Annotated in this window: 17 protein-coding genes and 1 pseudogene; 9 read left to right on the top strand and 9 right to left on the bottom strand. The window is 72.3% G+C overall.

Features of this window, described 5'->3' with window-relative positions:
- The first annotated feature begins 121 nt into the window (after positions 1-121).
- Both ACFY1S_RS27855 and ACFY1S_RS27850 read left to right on the top strand, forming a co-directional pair.
- Entirely contained in the window at positions 122-1000 is an 879-nt protein-coding gene (locus tag ACFY1S_RS27855) for an alpha/beta fold hydrolase (RefSeq protein ID WP_387123696.1), read from the top strand.
- A gap of 9 nt (positions 1001-1009) precedes the next feature.
- Entirely contained in the window at positions 1010-1855 is an 846-nt protein-coding gene (locus tag ACFY1S_RS27850) for an acetamidase/formamidase family protein (RefSeq protein WP_387123694.1), read from the top strand.
- Here ACFY1S_RS27850 and ACFY1S_RS27845 read toward each other — a convergent pair.
- Positions 1821-2612, bottom strand: a complete 792-nt coding sequence (locus tag ACFY1S_RS27845) for a serine protease (protein ID WP_364363518.1) — start codon at positions 2610-2612, stop codon at positions 1821-1823. The two genes, ACFY1S_RS27850 and ACFY1S_RS27845, sit on opposite strands and share 35 nt — an antisense overlap.
- A 209-nt stretch (positions 2613-2821) precedes the next feature.
- Between ACFY1S_RS27845 and ACFY1S_RS27840 the strand changes: the two genes are divergently transcribed.
- Together ACFY1S_RS27840 and ACFY1S_RS27835 are read left to right on the top strand one after the other, a co-directional pair.
- Positions 2822-3802, top strand: coding sequence for an ATP-binding cassette domain-containing protein (locus ACFY1S_RS27840; protein ID WP_387123692.1), 981 nt, complete (start codon positions 2822-2824; stop codon positions 3800-3802).
- The gene (locus ACFY1S_RS27835; RefSeq protein WP_387123690.1) at positions 3799-4626 is read left to right on the top strand and encodes an ABC transporter permease; all 828 of its coding nucleotides are present in this window, start codon (positions 3799-3801) and stop codon (positions 4624-4626) included. Before ACFY1S_RS27840 ends, ACFY1S_RS27835 begins: the two co-directional genes overlap by 4 nt.
- Before the next feature lies 1 nt (position 4627).
- Here ACFY1S_RS27835 and ACFY1S_RS27830 read toward each other — a convergent pair whose 3' ends face one another.
- The 4 genes and pseudogenes from ACFY1S_RS27830 to ACFY1S_RS27815 all read right to left on the bottom strand — a co-directional run bounded on the left by ACFY1S_RS27830 (position 4628) and on the right by ACFY1S_RS27815 (position 9993).
- Positions 4628-7804 (bottom strand): BTAD domain-containing putative transcriptional regulator, encoded by a 3177-nt coding sequence (locus tag ACFY1S_RS27830; RefSeq protein WP_387123688.1) that lies wholly within the window; start codon positions 7802-7804, stop codon positions 4628-4630.
- An 85-nt stretch (positions 7805-7889) separates the two neighbouring features.
- Positions 7890-8402, bottom strand: coding sequence for a signal peptidase II (locus tag ACFY1S_RS27825; protein ID WP_387123686.1), 513 nt, complete (start codon positions 8400-8402; stop codon positions 7890-7892).
- A gap of 60 nt (positions 8403-8462) precedes the next feature.
- Positions 8463-8699 (bottom strand): annotated as a pseudogene (locus tag ACFY1S_RS27820) (cupin domain-containing protein); the annotation flags it as partial.
- Positions 8700-8997: 298 nt separating this feature from the next.
- Positions 8998-9993: a GlxA family transcriptional regulator gene (locus ACFY1S_RS27815; RefSeq protein ID WP_387123684.1), complete on the bottom strand. Its 996-nt coding sequence runs from the start codon at positions 9991-9993 to the stop codon at positions 8998-9000.
- A 130-nt stretch (positions 9994-10123) separates the two neighbouring features.
- Here ACFY1S_RS27815 and ACFY1S_RS27810 point away from each other — a divergent pair, with 130 nt between their 5' ends.
- Positions 10124-10762: an HD domain-containing protein gene (locus tag ACFY1S_RS27810; protein WP_387123682.1), complete on the top strand. Its 639-nt coding sequence runs from the start codon at positions 10124-10126 to the stop codon at positions 10760-10762.
- Here the strand turns inward: ACFY1S_RS27810 and ACFY1S_RS27805 are convergent.
- Positions 10734-11651, bottom strand: a complete 918-nt coding sequence (locus ACFY1S_RS27805; protein WP_387123680.1) for a pyridoxal-phosphate dependent enzyme — start codon at positions 11649-11651, stop codon at positions 10734-10736. The two genes, ACFY1S_RS27810 and ACFY1S_RS27805, sit on opposite strands and share 29 nt — an antisense overlap.
- 193 nt (positions 11652-11844) lie before the next feature.
- On the opposite strand from ACFY1S_RS27805, the gene ACFY1S_RS27800 reads away from it, so the two are divergent.
- From ACFY1S_RS27800 to ACFY1S_RS27790, 3 genes are read left to right on the top strand one after another with little or no spacing between them, the layout of a single operon-like run.
- Complete coding sequence (locus ACFY1S_RS27800) at positions 11845-12321, top strand: STAS domain-containing protein (protein WP_387123678.1); 477 nt, start codon at positions 11845-11847, stop codon at positions 12319-12321.
- Between the two features lie 9 nt (positions 12322-12330).
- Positions 12331-13545, top strand: a complete 1215-nt coding sequence (locus ACFY1S_RS27795; RefSeq protein ID WP_364363489.1) for a hypothetical protein — start codon at positions 12331-12333, stop codon at positions 13543-13545.
- Positions 13538-14119 carry a hemerythrin domain-containing protein gene (locus ACFY1S_RS27790; RefSeq protein WP_387123676.1) on the top strand — a complete coding sequence of 194 codons (582 nt, stop codon included), beginning with the start codon at positions 13538-13540 and terminating at the stop codon, positions 14117-14119. Before ACFY1S_RS27795 ends, ACFY1S_RS27790 begins: the two co-directional genes overlap by 8 nt.
- A 70-nt stretch (positions 14120-14189) precedes the next feature.
- Here the strand turns inward: ACFY1S_RS27790 and ACFY1S_RS27785 are convergent, their stop codons facing one another.
- The 3 genes from ACFY1S_RS27785 to ACFY1S_RS27775 form a co-directional block, all read right to left on the bottom strand.
- Positions 14190-14897, bottom strand: coding sequence for a GAF and ANTAR domain-containing protein (locus tag ACFY1S_RS27785; RefSeq protein ID WP_387123674.1), 708 nt, complete (start codon positions 14895-14897; stop codon positions 14190-14192).
- Positions 14894-15607, bottom strand: a complete 714-nt coding sequence (locus ACFY1S_RS27780; protein ID WP_387123672.1) for a GAF and ANTAR domain-containing protein — start codon at positions 15605-15607, stop codon at positions 14894-14896. The genes ACFY1S_RS27785 and ACFY1S_RS27780 overlap by 4 nt, the downstream gene beginning before the upstream one ends.
- A gap of 164 nt (positions 15608-15771) precedes the next feature.
- Positions 15772-17487: a hypothetical protein gene (locus ACFY1S_RS27775; RefSeq protein ID WP_387123670.1), complete on the bottom strand. Its 1716-nt coding sequence runs from the start codon at positions 17485-17487 to the stop codon at positions 15772-15774.
- A 260-nt stretch (positions 17488-17747) separates the two neighbouring features.
- Here ACFY1S_RS27775 and ACFY1S_RS27770 point away from each other — a divergent pair, with 260 nt between their 5' ends.
- Entirely contained in the window at positions 17748-18119 is a 372-nt protein-coding gene (locus tag ACFY1S_RS27770) for a metalloregulator ArsR/SmtB family transcription factor (RefSeq protein WP_364363476.1), read from the top strand.
- The last annotated feature ends 173 nt before the right edge of the window (positions 18120-18292 follow it).

Below are 18292 nucleotides of genomic sequence, written 5' to 3'. Positions count from 1 at the left end.
TCCGTGGGCCGCGGACCCGCCGGACGCCCCCGCGGCCCACGCCGTCGCCACATCGCGAAAACCGCCGCGCCACGCGCTCATCGCACTCCCGGACGGATCCGCCGGCCGTAGTCTCACCCGTATGACGGACATCCGGACGCACACCCTCTCCATCCCCGGCGTCGACCTCGTCTACGACGTACGCGGGCCGCTGCCCCCCGCCGGCGGTCACCGTCCGCTGCTCATGATCGGCCAGCCGATGACGGCGGAGGGCTTCGGAGCGCTCGCACCGCACTTCACGGACCGCACGGTCGTCACCTACGACCCGCGTGGTCTGGGTCGCAGCGTCCGCACCGACGGCCGGATCGACCAGACTCCACAGCAGCAGGCGGCCGACCTGCACGCGCTTGTCGAGGCGCTCGGCGCCGGGCCGGTAGACGTGTTCGCCAGCAGCGGCGGCGCGGTGACCGCCCTCGAACTGGTCGCCACCCACCCCGAGGACGTCGCCACGCTCGTGGCCCACGAGCCACCGATCAACGCAGTCCTTCCCGACGCCACTGCCGCCGAGCGCGCCCAGGCCGGCTGCCACGAGGCCTACCAGGCCAACGGCCGCGGCGCGGGAATGGCCTCGTTCATCGCGATGACGTCCTGGCAGGGCGAGTTCACCGACGCCTACTTCGCCCAGCCCGCCCCCGACCCGGCGATGTTCGGGCTGCCGGCCGACGACGACGGGAGCCGCGACGACCCGCTGCTGTCGAGGAACTCGTCGGCGATCACCGACTACCGCCCCGACCCGACCCGGCTGACGGCGGCCCCCACCCGGGTGGTGATCGCGGTCGGCGAGGAGTCGGCGGGGACGTACACCGCGCGTACCGCCCTGGGCACCGCGGCGCTGCTCGGCCAGGAGGCCGTGGTCTTCCCCAGCCACCACGGCGGGTTCCTCGGCGGCGAGTCCGGGTACGCGGGCAAGCCCGAGGAGTTCGCCGCCCGACTGCGGGACGTCCTGGACGCCGGGGCATAGCCTGCCCAGATGCGACACACCCTCACCCCTGGCGACGACACCCTGCACGGTCACTTCTCCGTCGACTTTGCGCCGGTGCTGACCATCGACCCCGGCGACACCGTCACCTACCGCACCCTGGACTGCTGGTGGTCGGCCGGCCCGTACCCGGGTGGGTACAACCGCGACCGACCCCGGGTCCCGCAGCGCCAGCCGGATCACGGGCACGCGCTGATCGGCCCGGTCGCGGTGCGCGGCGCCCGCGCCGGCCAGACCCTCGAGGTACGCGTCGACGCGATCACCCCGGGCACCTGGGGCACCACAGTGGCCGGCGGCTGGCCGAGCGACTTCAACGAGCGCTACGGCGTCGAGCACGAGCAGGTGGTGCACTCCTGGGAGCTGGACCCGGTGACGATGACCGGCCGCAACCAGCACGGCCACACGATCCCGCTGCGCCCGTTCATGGGGGTGCTCGGAATGCCGCCGGCCGAGCCGGGGCGGCACTCGACAACCCCACCCCGACCGCACGGCGGCAACCTGGACTGCAAGGACCTGACGGCCGGCAGCACCCTGCTGTTGCCGATCCCGGTCGACGGCGCGCTGTTCTCGGTCGGGGACGGGCACGCCGCGCAGGGCGACGGGGAGGTCGGCGGCACCGCGATCGAGTGTCCGATGGAGGAGGTGACGTTGACCTTCGACGTCCGGGACGACTTCCCGATCACCGGCCCCGTGGCCCGTACCCCGGACGCCTGGTTGACGCTCGGCGTCGGCGCGTCCCTCGACGACGCCACGTTCATGGCCCTGGACTCGATGCTCACCCTGCTACAACTGTCGCACGGTGTCAGCCGCCGAGGCTCGCGGCGGCCGAGGCGATAGTCGAGGCGAAGTAGCTCACCTGCGTGTAGACACCCGGGTAGTTGGGTCGGGCGCAGCCGTTGCCCCAGCTGACGATGCCGACCTGGATCCAGGCGTTGTTGGCGTCGCGGCGGAACATCGGGCCACCGGAGTCACCCTGGCAGGTGTCGACGCCGCCGCTGGCGTACCCGGCGCAGATCTCCTGGGCGGCGATGATGTCACCGCCGTAGTAGGAGTTGCAGGTCGAGTCGCTGACGAACGGCACTGTCGCCTTGAGCAGGTAGCGCTGCTGGCTGCCGCCCTCGCGCGCGGCGCCCCAGCCGGCGACGGTGAAGGTGCCGCTGTCGTAGGCGGTCGTGTTGGCGATCGGCAGGGTGCTCAAGCCGGTGACGGGGGTGGCCAGCCGGATCAGCGCCCAGTCCCGGCCACTGCCGTTGTAGCCGGGGGCACGGTAGACGTAGTTCGACCGGACGGTGATCCGGCTGGACGACTGGAGGTCGACCACGCCGAGGGTCGCGGTGATGCTGGTGTTGGTACCCGTTGCGCCCACGCAGTGCGCCGCGGTGAGCACCAGCCGGGGGCTGTACAGCGCCCCGCCGCAGCCCATCGAGAGACGCACCATGAACGGGAACTCGCCCTGGGCGGCGCGGGTGCCGCCGACGACGTTCGGGGTGATCGGGCTGTCGGCGGCGGCCGGGGCCGCGAGCGTGAGGCTGCCCGCGGTCACCGCGGCCAGCGCGGTGGCCAGGAGGCCGGTGAGGGTGCGCCAGCGAACCATGCATTCCTCCGCATCGGTACGGCACGCCTCGTGAGCGCACCAGATCGGGATAGCGGTCATCATATTGACTGCTGTGGATGTTGCGGGTCATCCCCTCTGGGTCGTACTCCCCGGGTTATGGGCCCACCGCCCCGCCGACCCGCCCGTGTCGGTGACGGTGTCGGTGCCGTGTCGGCGCGGTGTCAGGAGCCCGGCGCAGGCTGTGGGACATGACAGCTGACCTGGTGATCGAGGCCGAGGGCCTCGTGAAGAACTTCGGGAAGACGAGGGCGCTGCAGGGCGTCGACCTCGCCGTACCCCGGGGGACTGTGCTCGGGGTCCTCGGGCCCAACGGCGCCGGAAAGACCACCGCCGTACGCATCCTCTCCACGCTCCTCACCCCGGACTCCGGCACCGCCCGGATCGGCGGTTTCGACGTCGTCCGCGACGCCGAGCGGGTCCGCCAGAGCATCGGCCTCACAGGCCAGTACGCCTCCGTCGACGAGGACCTGACCGGACGGCAGAACCTGGAACTGTTCGGGACGCTGCTGGAACTGGGCCGCGTCGGCGCCCGGCGGCGGGCCACCGAACTGCTCGACTGGTTCGACCTGACCGAGGCCGCCGGCCGGCCGGCGAAGACGTACTCCGGAGGCATGCGCCGGCGGCTGGACCTGGCCGCCAGCCTCGTCGGATCACCGGACGTGATCTTCCTGGACGAACCGACGACAGGCCTCGACCCGGCCAAGCGCGAGGACATGTGGGAGGTGGTCCGGTCGCTCGTCACCAACGGCTCGACGGTGCTGCTCACCACCCAGTACCTGGAGGAGGCCGACGCGCTCGCCGACTCGATCACGGTGATCGATCACGGGCGGGTCATCGCGCACGACACCCCCGAAGGGCTCAAGCGGGTGGTCGGCGGGCAGACCCTGGAGGTCCGGCCGTCCGACCACGCGGACCTGCCCCGGATCGCGGCGATCCTGTCCGAGGTCGGCTCCGGCGCGCAGGCCGACGAGATCCGCAAGGGCGTACTCGCCGTACCGGTCACCGACGACCGGGCGCTCACCAAGAGCGTCGCGCGGTTCGCCGCCGCCGGCATCGCGGTCACCGAACTCTCCCTGCACCTGCCGAGCCTCGACGAGGTGTTCTTCACCCTCACCGGGCGTACGGCATCCGAGTACGACACCACCCACCGCACGGAGGTCGCGGCATGAGCACCCTGGTCGGCGCACCCACCACGGCGAGTTCCGCCCTGTCGACGGTCGCCCCGAACCCACGACCGTTCCGGCTCGTACGACACTCGTTGGCACTGGCCAAGCGCAGTCTCATCAAGACCTGGCGTACGCCCGAGGCCCTGGTCGACGTCACGCTGCAACCGGTGCTGTTCCTCGTCATCTTCGTGTACGTCTTCGGCGGCGCGGTCGCCGGCTCCACCCACGACTACCTACAGTTCCTGCTGCCCGGGATCCTGGCGCAGACCATCGCGACAGGGGCCATCGCGATCGGCGTCAACCTCAACACCGACATCGCCAAGGGGATCTTCGACAGGTTCCGGTCGCTGCCGATCCCGCGCTCCGCGCCGCTTGTCGGCGCGGTCCTGGGCGACGTCGTCCGGTACGTGATCGTCACGGTCTCGACACTGGCGATCGGCTACCTGATGGGGTTCCGGATCGAGACCGACCCGCTCCGGGCGATCGCCGGTTGCCTGCTCGCGGTGCTGTTCGCGCTCTGCCTCAGCTGGCTGCCGGTCTACGTGTCGATGAAGGTCCGCACCCCGGGCGCCGTGCAGGGGCTGATGTTCGCGCTGATCATGCCGCTGAGCTTCGCGTCGAACGTGTTCGTCGGCGCCGACACCCTGCCCGGCTGGATGCAGGCCTTCGTGGACGTCAACCCGATGACCCACCTGGTGGATTCGGTACGCGGGCTGTTCCTCGGCACTCCGCTCGGCGCGCACGTGTGGTGGACCCTCGCCTGGTGCGTCGGCTTCGTGGTGGTGTTCATGCCGCTGGCGCTGCGCGCGTACCGCAGGAAGATCTGACCTACGCCAGCAGGTCGTCCATCAACTCGCGGATGCGGGCGACCACGACGGCGACCGGTCGGCCGCGCCACGCGGCAAGCAACGGCTCACGCTGCTCCTCGTCCCCGAGGGCGGCGTCGAGCCGTTCGCCGCGTCCGAGCGGGAAGAACATCTCGACGTGGCTGCCGATCCGCGTCCCGAGGGCGGACAGTTCGCGGGCGATGCCGGTGTCGCCCCGGTACGCGGCGAGTTCCGCCCCGCCCAGCGCCCACGCCCCGATCACCGGCAGGTCCCGTGCGGCCAGCGCGTCGTCGGCGGCGACAGCCAACAGGGCGTCCACCTGCGGATCGACCTCGTCCGCCGGAGTCCGGCACACCTCGGCCACCCGCAGCCACAGCATCGCCACGGCGACCCGGAGCAGGGCACGCGGCTGCGGCGGCGGCCCGACGTCCCGGCTGAGTGTGCGGACCACGCCGTCGGCGTGGGCGAGCGCCTCGTCGTACCGGGCCCGCTGCCAGGCCAGGTGCGCCAGACCGAGATGCGCCTGCGCGGCGTCCATCTGCTCGGCCTGGCCCGAGGTGGCGGTCTCGGTCAACCGCCGCTCGGCCTCCGCGTCCCCGGTCAGGGCGAGCTGCATGTCCAGTCGCACCCGGATGGACCGGGCGTCCTGCGTGGCCCCGATCATCTCCATGTGCTGGACGCTGCGCGCCAGCCAGTCGGCCGCCCGGACCTCCCCGGCCGGCATCACGAACTGCCCGACGGCTCCGGCCGCCATGGCCATGCCCCAGTGGTCGCCGACCGCCTCGAATCGGCGGTACGCCCGCTCGGCGTCGGCGATCGACGCCTGTGGCATGCCGCCGTTCTCGCGTACCGCCGCGCGGGCGAACAGGCCGAGCCCCTGCACGTACGGGTCCGGGTGCGCGATCATCTCGGTGGCGCTCTTTAGGCTCTTGTCCAGGTCGGACTCGTCGAAACCGGGCAATGCCGACGCGAGCGCGGTCATCCGGGGCGACAGCTCGCCGGGCCGCTCGGCCAGGACTCTCCGCAGGACCCGCCGGGCCAGCCCGGCGAGCCGCAGTTCACCGCTGATGCCGGCATTCACCCCGATCAGCAGGGACAGCCAGGCGAGGCGGTCGGCGTCGGGCAGTGCCCGGTCGACGACCCGGCCCTGGATCGCCGAGCGCCGCCGCCGCAGTGGGTCGTCGACGTGCAGCAGACTCCGCGCCCACCCGGTGACCTCGAGGTGCAGGCCGCGCACCGTCCAGAGGTGCAGCAGCGCGGTGGCGACGTCGACCGCGGCCGGTTCGTCGTCGTGCCCGAGGGCCCAGCGCAGAGCCGCGATCAGGTTGTCCTGCTCGGTGGCGCAGTCGTCGAGCGCCTCGACCTGGCCGGGGCCGACGAACCGGCCGCCGAGTTCGACGGCGCGCTCCCGCGCCCAGTCGACAAGTCCGGCCATGGTGCGGTCCCGGTCACCTGCCGCGTCGAGCCGCGCTTCGCCGTACTCGCGGACAGTTTCGAGCATCCGGTAGCGCGGCGGCCCCTCCCCCTGGACCAGGGTCAGCAGGGACTGTTCGACGAGCGTCGCCAGACCGCGCCGTACGTCAGAGGTTCCGGCGACCGAGGCGGCGAGATCGGCGGTGAACGCGGCGGGGACGACAGCCACCCGCTGGAGCAGCTCACGGTCGGCCGGGGCGAGCAGCTCGCGGCTCCAGTCGACCATCGCCCACAGGCTCGCGTGCCGCTCCGGCAGGCCGCGCAGCGCGTCGTCGAGCAGCGCGAACCTGTCGGTCAGACCGGCGAGCACGTCGTCGATCGGCATGTGCCGCAGCCGTGCGGCGGCCAGTTCGAGCGCCAGCGGCAGGTTGTCGAGCCGGTGACACAGGGCGAGTGCCCGTTCGTCGTCCCAGGTCGGCACCGCGCCTCCGGCCCGCGCCCGGGACTCGATCAGGGCGAGCGCGTCGGCGTCCGGCAGGGCGGTGAGCCGGTGCACCAGTTCCCCGGCCAGGCCGAGCGGTGCCCTGCTCGTGGCGAGCACCGCGACCTCCGGCGACGCCACCGCGACGAGGTCCGCGACGACGGTGGCCGCCGCGTCCAGGATGTGTTCGCAGTTGTCGAGCACCAGCAGCCCGTCGAGGTCCGGCGCCACGGCCCGCAGCCGTTGCACCGGGCTCAGGACGCGCCGTTCCAGGCCCAGGTTGCCGCCCGTCGCCGTCGTGTCCGCACCGCCCAGCGCGGCGAGCACCGTGGGCAGCACCTCGTCGGGTGAGCGCAGGCCGGCCAGCTCGATCACCCGTACCGCCTGCCCGGCCGCCGCCGCGCGCCGCGCCACCTCGGCGGCGAGGCGGGTCTTCCCCGCACCGCCGGTCGCCACGATCGTCACCAGCGCCGTCCCGGTCAGCGCGTCGGCGACGGCTTCGACGTCACGCTCCCGCCCGACGAGGGCGGTCAGTGGCCGACGCCACGCGGCGGGCAGCGTGATCCGTGCCGGCTGCCGGGGCGGCGCCACGACGGTCGGGGTGGTGAGTTCGCCGCGCAGCAGGGCCAGGTGGACCTCGGCGATCACCGGCGACGGGTCGGTGCCGTACCGGTCGGCCAGTTCGGCGCGCAGACGCTCGATCACCTCCAGGGCCTCGGCGTCGCGGCCCTGGGCGGCGAGCACCCGGACCAGCAGCGCGGCCGACGGCTCGTCCGGTGTGGTACGCGCGGCGAGCCGGCGCAGGTCCGCCTCGTCGAAGGGCTCCGCACCGGCGAGCGCCGCCCGCGCGCGCAGCGCGGCGACGTCGGCGAACAGGCGGGCGTCCTCGGTGGTGTCGAGATCCGGGACCTCGGGGAACAGCGCCCGCGCCCGGTCGGCCATGTCCCGGGCGGCCGACGGATCCCCGTCCCGGAGCGCGGAGTTCGCCCGCTCCACAAGCGCCCGCGCCTCGACCACGTCGACGGTGATCTCGTCGGAGGGCAGCCGGTATCCACCCGGCACCGCGACGACCGGCAGCCCGAGACGGCGTGCCCGCGACACCAGCGCCTGGACGGCGCCCGCCGCGTCGTCCGGCGGAACGCCGTCCCACACGGCGTCCACGAGCAGCGCGGTGGAGACCGCCCGCCCACGCGCGTCGACCAGGGCGCGCACCACCGCCGCGAGCCGCTCGCCCCGGACCGGTCGACCGTCGACGGCGAGCGGGCCGAGGATCGTGATCTGCACGCGACAAGCATCCCCCACCAACGTTCACCTGCCGCCGGCAACCCGTGGGACGTGCCGGTCAGCCGGTGCCGCGCCGATGCGTACGTCAGGGATTCGGCAGTGCCCGCTCGTCGGCGCGGGCGTCGTCGGGCACGGCCGGCGCCCGCAGCGGTACGCCCCGCAGGTTGAGCAGCAGGACGATGCCGACACCGACGACGAGCGCGATGTCGGCGACGTTGCCGATGAAGAACCCGGCGTAGTCGATGAAGTCCACCACGTGCCCCCGGGCGAACCCGGGCTCCCGGAAGAGGCGGTCCAGCAGATGGGTCGCCGCCCCGCCGAGCACCAACCCCAGTGCCACGGCCCACTGACGTGAGGTGACCCGTCGCGCCACGACCGTCACCGCGACGACCGCCGCCGCCGCCGTCAGCCCGAAGACCCAGGTGTACGACGAGCCGATGGAGAAGGCGGCGCCCGGGTTGTAGACCAGCCGCAGTTGCAGGAGGTCACCCACGAGGGAGACGGCCTGCCCGTCGGAGAGCGCGGACTCGGCCCAGAACTTCGTGGCCTGGTCCACGGCGAGCACCACGGCGGCGATGATCACGACGATGCGGAACACAGCGGGAACCCTAGCCGGTTGCTCTCGGGCCCCACCAGGGGAGTTTCGCACCCGTCCACGTCAGATCACTGTCTGTTTGGTGGCCGGCAGCTCGTCGATGGTCGACTTCTCGACGTTGATCGTGTCGGCGATGATCTCGTGAGGTGTGTTCGCCATCCACTGCATCACCGAGATGTCCTCGAACCGGGGATGCTTGAACATCTCCAGGAACACCAGAGGCTCGTCACCGAGGTTCTCGATGTAGTGGCCGTAGGCGAAGGGCACGTAGCCGACGTCGCCGGCCTGGAAGTCGAACGTCCGCTGTCGGTCGTCGGCGGCACGAGGAGATCCCGATTCTGCCGCTCCAGCTCGACGTTACGGCCCGCGATGGGCGCGCTGCCCTCGTCACCGCGACGCGGCTGGGGGTCGCTGTTCGCCATGGTCACTGACTCCTCACTCCGATCGGACCGGATCCGGGTGCGAGACGCCGCCGTTCTTCGATCCTCGGGGTCGAGCAGGTGCGCCCACATCACGCGATCGCGCCACAGCCGCTCGTCGCACCGCATCCGATTCGGCGCAGCGTGTTCCGTTCCGGGCTCGACCGGGCGGGGAACGGTCAGTCCTCGTCGTCCGGCGCCGCGCCGCGCGTCGACGTGCGGAACCGCTGCTGGTAGGCGCTCGGCGAGACCCCGACCCGCGCGAGGAACATCCGGCGCAGTGTCTCGGGGCTGCCGACGCCGACCCGTTGCGCACAGGTGGTGACCGAGTGCCCGGCGTGCAACAGCCGGATGGCCGCGTCGACCCGCACACCCTCCACGTACTTGGCAGGGCTGCTGCGGGTCTCCTGCCGGAACATCCGGGAGAGGTGCCGGGGGCTGACATGCGCGCGGGCGGCCAGCGCCGGCACCGAGTGGTCGGCGGCCGGGTCGGCGGCCACCGCGTCGGTCACCTGCCGTAGGACGGGGCTGCTCGGCCGGGGCAGGGTCAGTGACGGCGAGAACTGCGACTGACCACCGGGCCGTTGCAGGAACACCACGAGCGACTGCGCGACAGATCGCGCCACCTCCTCGCCGTGGTCCCGCTCCACGAGCGCCAGGGCGAGGTCGATGCCGGCGGAGACGCCCGCAGAGGTGACGATCGTCCCGTCCTCCACGAAGATCGCGTCGGGCTCCACCCGCACGCGCGGAAAGGCGGCGGCGAGCAGCCGGGTGTGCCGCCAGTGCGTCGTGGCCCGACGGCCGTCCAGCAGGCCGGCCTCAGCCAGCAGGAAGGCGCCTGTGCAGACCGACGCGGTACGACAGGCGCGGCGCGACAGCGACACCGCAGCGGCCCTGAGCTCGGAGCTGATCGGGGTCGTCGGCAGGTCGTCGCCGCCGACCACCAGGGCGGTTCCGACATCCGTCGCCGACTCGACGTTCCCGTCGACGGGGACGCGCAGGCCGGTCGAGGAGCGGACCGGAGCGCCGTCGCCGGACCGCACCTCCAGCTCGTACCGGGCACCGAACCTGGCGGCCTCCGCGAACACCTCGAACGGTCCGGCCAGGTCGAGCATCTTCATCCCGTCGAAGACGAGGGCGCAGACCCGGTGCGCCCGTTCCGCGTGGTCCGTCACCGTGCCGCCCTCCCGACGTGTCCCGATCTGAGGGAAGCATGGCAGACAGGACAGGGCCGGGGACGGCCTCCCGGCGTGACGCTTGACGCACCGGAGCACGCCACGGGCTCCCCGGACCGACAGGACATCCATGATCCAGACAATCGCGGGGGTCAAGATCCCCGACTCGCCGCTCGCCACCGAGGCCACCGACCTGGTCCGGGCCGCCACCGACGACCTGCTGTTCCACCACTCCCGGCGGGTCTTCGTCTTCGGCACCCTCCAGGGCCGGCGGCTCGGTCTGACGGCCGACCCCGAGCTGCTCTACGTGGGGGCGATGTTCCACGACCTGGGCCTGACCGAGCGGTACCGTCGCGACGACCAGCGCTTCGAGCTGGACGGCGCGGACGAGGCACGCCGATTCCTGCGCTCACACGGGATCGGCGAGCACGAGGCGCGCCTCGTGTGGGAGGCGATCGCCCTGCACACCACGCCCGAGGTGCCGCACCGGCTGGAGCCCGAGGTCGCCCTCGTCAGCGCGGGCGTCGAGACGGACGTGCTCGGCATCGGCTACCGGAAGCTGTCCCCCGCCGACATCGCCGCGGTGGTGGCGGCGCACCCACGGCCGCACTTCAAGCGCGCCATCGTCGACGCGTTCGCCGACGGGTTCCGGCACCGACCGGACACCACGTTCGGGACGGTCAACGGCGACGTACTCGAGCACCGCGTGCCCGGTTACCGCCACATCGACTTCGTCCGGGTCATCGAGGAGTCGGACTGGGCGGAGTGAGGTCCCCGACCTCGGCATGACCGAAGAGTCCCGGCAGTCCACCGCTGTGCACGAAGACGACCCGGTCGCCGTGCGGGAAGCTGCCTTCCAGCAACGCCGCCATCGCCCGACCCGTGTACGTCGGGTCCAGGAACACGCCCTCCTCGCGGGCGGTCGCGTACAGGGCCGCCCGCACGGAGTCGGTGAACGTGCCGTAACCCGCGCCCACCTGTGATCCGTCGATGCGCAACGCGGCCGGCTCGACCTGGCCGTCGAGCAGCCCGGCGACGGCGGCACGGGGGTCGGGTACCGCACCGGTGTCCACGCCGATCACCCGCTCGGCGCCCAGTTCACGGACCAGCCCGGCCATCATGCCGCCGGAGGCGACCGCCACCACGACCTCGACCCCGTCGATGTCCGGCACCTGGGCGCGCAACTCCCGGCCGCAGTCCACGTACCCCTGGACCGATGCGGGCGAGCTGCCGCCTAACGGGACGACGTACGCCGACCGCCTCTGGGCCTCGACCGCCACCACCTCGGCGAGCGGGCGGTCCCCGCACCAGACGATCTCCGCACCGGCCAGCTCGTCGAGGAGCAGGTTTCCGCGCCGGTGCGGAGCGGGCGGGCCGGCGAGCACCAGCACGCAGGCCAGGCCCAGCCGCGCGGCCGCCGCGGCGGTCAGCCGCGCGTGGTTGCTCTGCGGCCCACCCGAGGTGATCACCGTGGTGGCACCGACGGCCACCGCCTCCGCGCAGGTGTACCGCAACTTGCGGACCTTGTTGCCACCTCCGCCGAGCCCACTGAGGTCGTCGCGCTTGAACCACAACTCTGCCAGCCCCACCCGGGCGGCGAGGCGCGGCGCGGCCTCCAGGGGGGTCGGCCACGTACCGAGGGAGACCGGGGTCGTCATCCACACAGCTAATCACCCCGGCCGGGGTACGCGCCTCCGTCGGCGACACGCCGCCCCGACGACCGGCTGTTTCACCTCCGGAGAAGGCGGGTAGGGTGAGTGACGGGTCAAGACATGCGCCCTCCAGTGGTCACCCCTGCCTCGGCACCACGCCCGGTAGGTGGGCCACCCTCGTCGAGGGCGGAGACAGCATGTGACGGACCCATTCCCCGATCGCCGGCAGCTGCCACCGGGCCTGCACGCGCCGATCATGTCCCTGGCCTGGAGCCGCGACGACTCCACCAGTCTGATCACCGTCGCCGGTGAGATCGACATGAGCAACTCCCACCTGTTCACCGAGTTGGTGGAGTTCCTGTGCCAGTCGCCCGTACCCCTGATCGCGGTGGACCTGTCGGCGGTTCGATTCCTCGGCGCACACGGCGTCACCGCCCTGCTCCAGGCACGCCAACTCGTCACCTCGACCGGAGCCCGGCTCACGCTACGTGACCCCTCACCGTTCGTGCTCCGCGTCCTCGGCGCGGCCGGGGTCATGCGTCACCTGGACCTCGACGGCGCCCCCAGACCGGGCGGCGCCGCGCCCCCTGACGTCGTCCTACGGCTTGCCCGCCGCCCACCGGCGCGACCGTCCTCGAACCGCGCGGCCGGACAGCGCCCGTATTCCCCCAGATAGAGGAGAGACATGTTCAATCCACTGGATCACAAGGGAATCCCACTGGAGAGCCAGATCCGCAACTGGCGCGAGCTGAACGTCGAGCCCATCGACCCCGAGGCCGTCGACCCGTACACCCGCTGCCGGATCATCACCATGAACGGCATCGAGGTCGAGGCGATCAACTTCCAGCACCAGTTCGCCCGCAACTGTCCGGACCAGGAGGTCCGCCGGCAGCTCGCCTACGTCCGGTACGTGGAGAGCCAGCAACAGCGGGTGGTGAACTGGCTGCTCCCCGGTGTCGCCAGTGTCCTGGAGACAACGCTCGGCTACGAGCAGGTGGCAGTCGACCTCACCGCCTGGGTGGCCCGGCACGAGCCGGACCCGTACCTGAAGCAGGCGTACGAGTTCGGCGTACTCGAGGACTTCGACCACCTGTACCGCTACGCCAACCTCTACGAGATGGTCGAGCGACGCAAGGCGGAGAAGATCGTCAACGGTCTCACCGAGGTCATGCCGGGGCGACCGACCATCGTCGAGCACCGGCACCCCTTCGACGAGGTCCGCACCCCGTACGACCGCAACTCGGTGGACCCGCGTTCCAAGCTGCACGCGCTGACGATCCTCTCGGCGGAGCAGCAGGTGATGTTCTACTACATGAACGTCGGCCCGCAGTACATGGAGCCGATCGCACGCCAGCTCTACCAGGAGATCAGCCTGATCGAGCAGGAGCACGTCACCCACTACGAGTCGCTGCTGGACCCGGGCGAGAACTGGTGGGAGCGGCTGCTCACCCACGAGTACAACGAGTGCTGGCTCTACTACTCGTTCCTCGAGCAGGAGAGCGACAGCCGGATCAAGGCGGTCTGGGAGCTGCACCTGCAGATGGAGCTGGCCCACCTCCAACAGGCCGCCGACCTGCTGCGCCGGCACGACGGCCGGGAACCCGAGGAGATCGTCGGCAGCGCCGGACTGCCGGAGCCGCTGACGTTCGAGCCCAACAAGGACTATCTGCGGCACCTGCTGGCCACCCAGATCGACGTGAACAAGCTCGGTGAGGGTTACGTCCGGGAGGCCCACGAGCGCTTCGAGTGGATGCAGCAGCAGCTGCACGACGGCCAGAAGCCGCCCAGCGAGCAGGTCATCGACATGCACCGGGAGCGCTTCGGCGACGAGTACCGCATCGAGACCGAGGGGCCGCACCCGGTCGAGTCGCTGCGTCCCACGGGAGGCAGCCATGCCTGAGACCGGCATCCCTGCCACGCCGGGTCCCGAGGAGGACGTGGTGGACCTCCTGCTCGCCCAGCACGCTCAGGTCGAGCAGCTCTTCCTGCTGGTCATCGGCAGCACCGGCGACACCCGCCGCGACGCCTTCGACGACCTGGTGAAGCTGCTCGCCGCGCACGAGACCGCCGAGGAGGAGGTCATCCATCCGCTCTCGCGTGGCCTGCCGGGCGGTGGCGGCGACGCCATGGTCGACGACCGGCTCGAGGAGGAGCGGCAGGCGAAGGAGACACTGCGGACGTTGATCGCGGGCGGTGTGGACGCCGACGGCTTCGACACAGGCATCATCCTGCTGCGCGACGCGGTCCTCACCCACGCCCGCTACGAGGAACGCTACGAGTTCCCCCTGCTACGCCAGCACGTTCCGGCCGAGCGGCTGCGGAGCCTCGCCGCCGCCGTCCGGGCGGCGGAGAAGACCGCGCCGACCCGGCCGCATCCCAGCACCCAGTCGGCGACGGGCAACCTGGCCGCCGGTCCGGCGCTCGCCGTCATCGACCGCGTCCGTGACGCCGTGCGCAGGCCCTCGGACAGCTGACCCGAGGCCATCCGGCGAAGGGCCGCCCGTGCTCCCGCACGGTCGGCCCTTCGCCGTCACCACACCCGCGTCAATGCGCGTACTGACGGAGAATGGCGGTCGCCGCACCCGTCAACGACCCGCCGGATCCGGCCTCCTCGACGAGCCGCCGGTAGGCCGTCCCCGCCGGGACGTTGTCCCGTTCGATCAGTACCCCGAGCGCCCGTTGGACGAGGTCACGGGCCTGCAGCGCGCCCGCCAGACCCGCCAGGAGCTGTTCGCTTCCGGCATCCATCAGAGGTCGCGCCGAGGTGGACGACGTCTCGTAACAGGCCTGGACCCTTCGGATCAGCAGCCGCATGCCGGCGGCCTCACGGGCGTAGAGATTCAGCCCGGCGACCGGAACGCCGCTGCCGGCGAAGAGCGGGATCGACAGTGAGGCGCGGATCCCGTACCGCCAGGCCACGTCCCGGAAGCCGGGCCACACCACCGCGCCGACCACATCGGGTACGCCCACCGTCTCGCCCGAGCGCAGCGCCAGCAGGCAGGGGCCGGCCTCGTCCGAGTACTGGGCCGCGTCGACGGCCTCGGCCACGGAGCTGCTGGAGGCGGGGGTACGGTCCCCGCGTCCGTCCGACACGGTCACCGAGGCGTAGTCGACCGGACCGACCACCGACGCGCTCAGCCGGACAATCGTGCTGAGGTGCCCCGGCAGCGCCGCGGAGTCGTCGGGCAGGCTGGCGAGGGCGAGCAGCGCCTCCGACAGGTCATCGGATCGCCGGTCCGGGCTCGCCCTCATACCCGGGCGCCCCGCGCCGCCCTCGCGACGAGCGCCTCAGCGACGTCGCGCACCTTACGGTTGGTGTCCTGGGAGATCTTCGACAGCAGCGCGAACGCCTCCTCCGGCGAGCACCGGCGCTCACCCATGATGATCCCCTTCGCCTGCTCGATCGCCGCCCGGTTCCGCATCGCCTCCCGCATCTGCTCGGCGAGCGTGGCGGCGCTGTCGTACAGGTGCGCGTTGGCCAGCGCCACCGCCGCGTACGCGGCGAAGCCCTCCGCGACGGCGATCGCCGACGGGTCGAAGGCGTTCGGTGCGGCACCGTAGACGTTCAGCGCACCCACCACCGACTGCTGGATCGGCAGACCGATCGACAGCGAACTCCCGGCTCCCGCGGTGCGGGCGACGGCCGCCCAGGTCGGCCAGCGCTGCTCGGCGACCATGTCCGGCACCGAGATGGTGTCGCCGCTGGCGGAGGCGTCCAGGCACGGGCCCTGGTTCTGCTCGTACTGCCACTCGTCCAGTTCACGCGCGAGGTCACCGGTGCATGCCGCCGTCCAACCGGCCCGACCACGTACGAGCGTCACCGACACCTCCCTGGCACCGGGAACGCTCCGGCTGGCCAGCTCGGCGGTGCGGCTCAACATGTCGTCGAGGCTGGTCTCGTCAAGCCTGACCCGGCCCAACTCGGCGAGCGCGTCGGCGGGATCCAAACTCGGCTGCGTCATCGCGGAAGTCCTTGTCGGCCGGCGTGCGCCGGCAGGTCGGGGCCACGGGCCGGCGACCACCCGTCAGATGTCTGGCAGCATCTCGCAGGAGCGGCCGTCGTGGCTTTTGTCCCTACCCCTCGGGTCCTCCGCTCACACCTGCCCGCCTTCGCACCGACCGCGTGTCAGGCTCGGCCGGCCTCGGCCGACTGGGTGCTCGCGCGGCGACGAGGGGTCTCCGAGGCCGGTCGCGGATCCGCGTCGTCGCGCCGGCGCTGCCGGGGTCGCGGCGCCGGTCGTTGCTCGGTGCCACGCTGCGCCGGGTCGGACGACGCGGTGGGTGGCGTGACGCGGTTCGCCGCGGCGTCCACGAGGTCCGGCAGATCCCGACCGACCACCAGGGGCAGTTCCCGGGTGTGCGCGGCGAGCGGTCCCGGCTCCCCCACCGGGTCGGCGACGCGGGCCACCCGGGCCCGTCCGGTCGCGGTTCGCGCCGTCGGTGTGGCGCTACGGTTCGCCGCAGCCGGCGCTGTGGCGGCGGGCGCTGTGGCGGCGGGCGCTGTGGCGGCGACCCCCGCGTCCGTGGTGGGCGGCACCTCCAGCCGGCTGGCATCCGATCGGTCCGGCGTGGTGCGTGTCGTTCGGCGCGGCGCGGCGGCCGGCAGGAGCGGGGCGAGTTCCGCGTGCAGCGCGGCCCAGTCCGAGGCGCGGGGCGGGTCGGGCTGATCGCCGGTCGAGGCGGCCCGGTCCGGGTTCTCCGGTCGGGTCGCCGGCTGGCCGCCACGGTCCGGTGTCGCCCGGGAACGCCGTGCCGTCGGTCGATCGGCGCCGTCGCCGACCCGCTCGATGGTCGTGGGACGCTCGAACAGGTCGGCCGGCGGCCCGTCCCGGCCGGCGTCGACCGGGGGCGTGACGGGCTCAGGGGCCGCGACCACGGCTGGCTCGGGGACGGCGGGGAGCAACCGCTCCGGGGCGTCGGCGAGCAACCGCACGGCCGACGCCAGCGCGACCGGGTCCGGTTGGACCGAGCGACGCCACAGTCGCCGGCGGCGATTCGTCGGCAGGTTTCCGGCCAGCACCCGCGCGGGTGCCAGATCGGCGGCGATCAGCGCCGTCAGCCCGTCGTAGTCCGCGTGCTCGGCCAGCCGCCTGGCGATCTCGTCGAGGTCGTACACCGCCACTGCGATGTCGGCTGTGGTGGCGTCCAACGCTCGGGTGATCTTGCGGTGCAGCACCTTGCTGAGCGCGGCCTGCCGCCGTTCCGCGCGGATCTGCGCACGGGCCGCGTCGAGCGACGCGTACAGCCCGAGGCCCGGGTCGGCCTTGGCCAGCGAGCGGGCACGGCGGGTCAGCCACGGGTGCCGCAACCAGTGCCCGACCGGCTCGTACGCCGGTGTCGTGGGCGGCAGCTGCCGCCTGGCGCGCAGCCGGTCCCGCCGCTGGTTCCCGGTGTTCATCAGCCAGACCAGATAGCCGAGCAGGGACATGCCGGCGTAGAAGCCGCCCTCGAGATGGTTGCTGTGCGCGAGCCAGTTGAAGGCCACGGCGGCGACGGCGATGGCTGCCGACAGCACGCGGGACAGGATCGCCTGTTCGCCGAGCCGGCGCCGCAGGTCGGCGTTCGCCAGCACCACGACACCGCCCAGCTCCAGCGCGCCGACGGCGGGGAGCGCGACGTACCAGGGCATGTCGAGCCGTTCCATCGCCCCGGACACCTGGCCACCGAGGGCGACAAGCAGGACGACGACGTAGAACCCCGTACGGACCACGGCGACCCGCCGTACCGCCCGGGCGAGTTCCGCGTCCCACGCCTCCGGCGTGGGGGTGTCCGACGCGCCGCGGCGCGTCCCGTTGAGTGGCTCTCCGCCGGTCATCTGACTCCGGTCCGGTTCCTGGAACACGCCGAGCAGGTTCCTCTCTCACTGCGACCCCGGCCGCACCGGCGCCGCGACCGCCGGTTCGGCACGGTCGCGGCGAGTCGTGCCGGAACGCGCTCCGGCCACCGCCCGTCGTCCGCCGCATGCTACAGGTCTCGCGTTCCGATCCGTGACGACGAGTACGTTGCCCGTGCGCGTCCGGTGGCCGACGTGGACACCACCCGATGACGCCTTCGAGGTACTCGTGGCGGTTCCACCCGTCTATCCCTGGTGTTGGTGGGACGATGGGATACGTGGGAGCTGCGAAAACCGATATGCCTGCTATCTCGCCGCTGGTCGGCGAGCCGATCAAGCGCGTCGACGCCGAGCGACTGGCGGGGGTGCTCAAGGCACTCGCCGACCCGGCTCGGCTGCGACTTCTCAGCCTGATCCAGTCCGCTCCGGAGGGCGAAGCCTCGGTGAGTGACCTCACCGCGCCGCTGGGCCTCTCCCAGCCGACCGTGAGCCATCACCTCCGGATCCTCACCGAGGCCGGCCTGCTCGAACGTGACAAGCGCGGCGTCTGGGCGTACTACAGTCTGGTGCCGTCCGCCATCGGGGCGATCGCCGACCTGTTGACGCCGCCGCGTAAGCGGCCGACGAAGAGGGCCCGTTGAGCACCTGACGCAGCACCTCCGTACAGCGGCCCCGCCATGGTGGGCGGCGCCGCTCTCGCCGCCGAGGTCCTACTGAGCGCCGCGGCGCTCGGTGCGAGGACGTCGGCGCGGACCGCCATGCCTGGGGTTCGACGCACGCGCGGTCACCGCCATCGCCGCCGGGGGGCTCACCG

Origin of the sequence: Micromonospora sp. NPDC000663, from assembly GCF_042898105.1 — a bacterium.
Lineage (GTDB): Bacteria > Actinomycetota > Actinomycetes > Mycobacteriales > Micromonosporaceae > Micromonospora.
The sequence above is the reverse complement of the archived record's forward strand: the minus strand, read 5'-3'. Positions and strand labels throughout refer to the sequence as shown.

What these genes read in the sequence shown, in the direction of transcription:
- ACFY1S_RS27855 (WP_387123696.1), top strand. Translation starts at nt 122, where the DNA reads ATGACGGACATCCGGACGCACACCCTCTCCATCCCCGGCGTCGACCTC.
- ACFY1S_RS27850 (WP_387123694.1), top strand. Translation starts at nt 1,010, where the DNA reads ATGCGACACACCCTCACCCCTGGCGACGACACCCTGCACGGTCACTTC.
- ACFY1S_RS27845 (WP_364363518.1), bottom strand. Translation starts at nt 2,612, where the DNA reads ATGGTTCGCTGGCGCACCCTCACCGGCCTCCTGGCCACCGCGCTGGCC.
- ACFY1S_RS27840 (WP_387123692.1), top strand. Translation starts at nt 2,822, where the DNA reads ATGACAGCTGACCTGGTGATCGAGGCCGAGGGCCTCGTGAAGAACTTC.
- ACFY1S_RS27835 (WP_387123690.1), top strand. Translation starts at nt 3,799, where the DNA reads ATGAGCACCCTGGTCGGCGCACCCACCACGGCGAGTTCCGCCCTGTCG.
- ACFY1S_RS27810 (WP_387123682.1), top strand. Translation starts at nt 10,124, where the DNA reads ATGATCCAGACAATCGCGGGGGTCAAGATCCCCGACTCGCCGCTCGCC.
- ACFY1S_RS27805 (WP_387123680.1), bottom strand. Translation starts at nt 11,651, where the DNA reads ATGACGACCCCGGTCTCCCTCGGTACGTGGCCGACCCCCCTGGAGGCC.
- ACFY1S_RS27795 (WP_364363489.1), top strand. Translation starts at nt 12,331, where the DNA reads ATGTTCAATCCACTGGATCACAAGGGAATCCCACTGGAGAGCCAGATC.
- ACFY1S_RS27790 (WP_387123676.1), top strand. Translation starts at nt 13,538, where the DNA reads ATGCCTGAGACCGGCATCCCTGCCACGCCGGGTCCCGAGGAGGACGTG.
- ACFY1S_RS27785 (WP_387123674.1), bottom strand. Translation starts at nt 14,897, where the DNA reads ATGAGGGCGAGCCCGGACCGGCGATCCGATGACCTGTCGGAGGCGCTG.
- ACFY1S_RS27780 (WP_387123672.1), bottom strand. Translation starts at nt 15,607, where the DNA reads ATGACGCAGCCGAGTTTGGATCCCGCCGACGCGCTCGCCGAGTTGGGC.
- ACFY1S_RS27770 (WP_364363476.1), top strand. Translation starts at nt 17,748, where the DNA reads ATGGGATACGTGGGAGCTGCGAAAACCGATATGCCTGCTATCTCGCCG.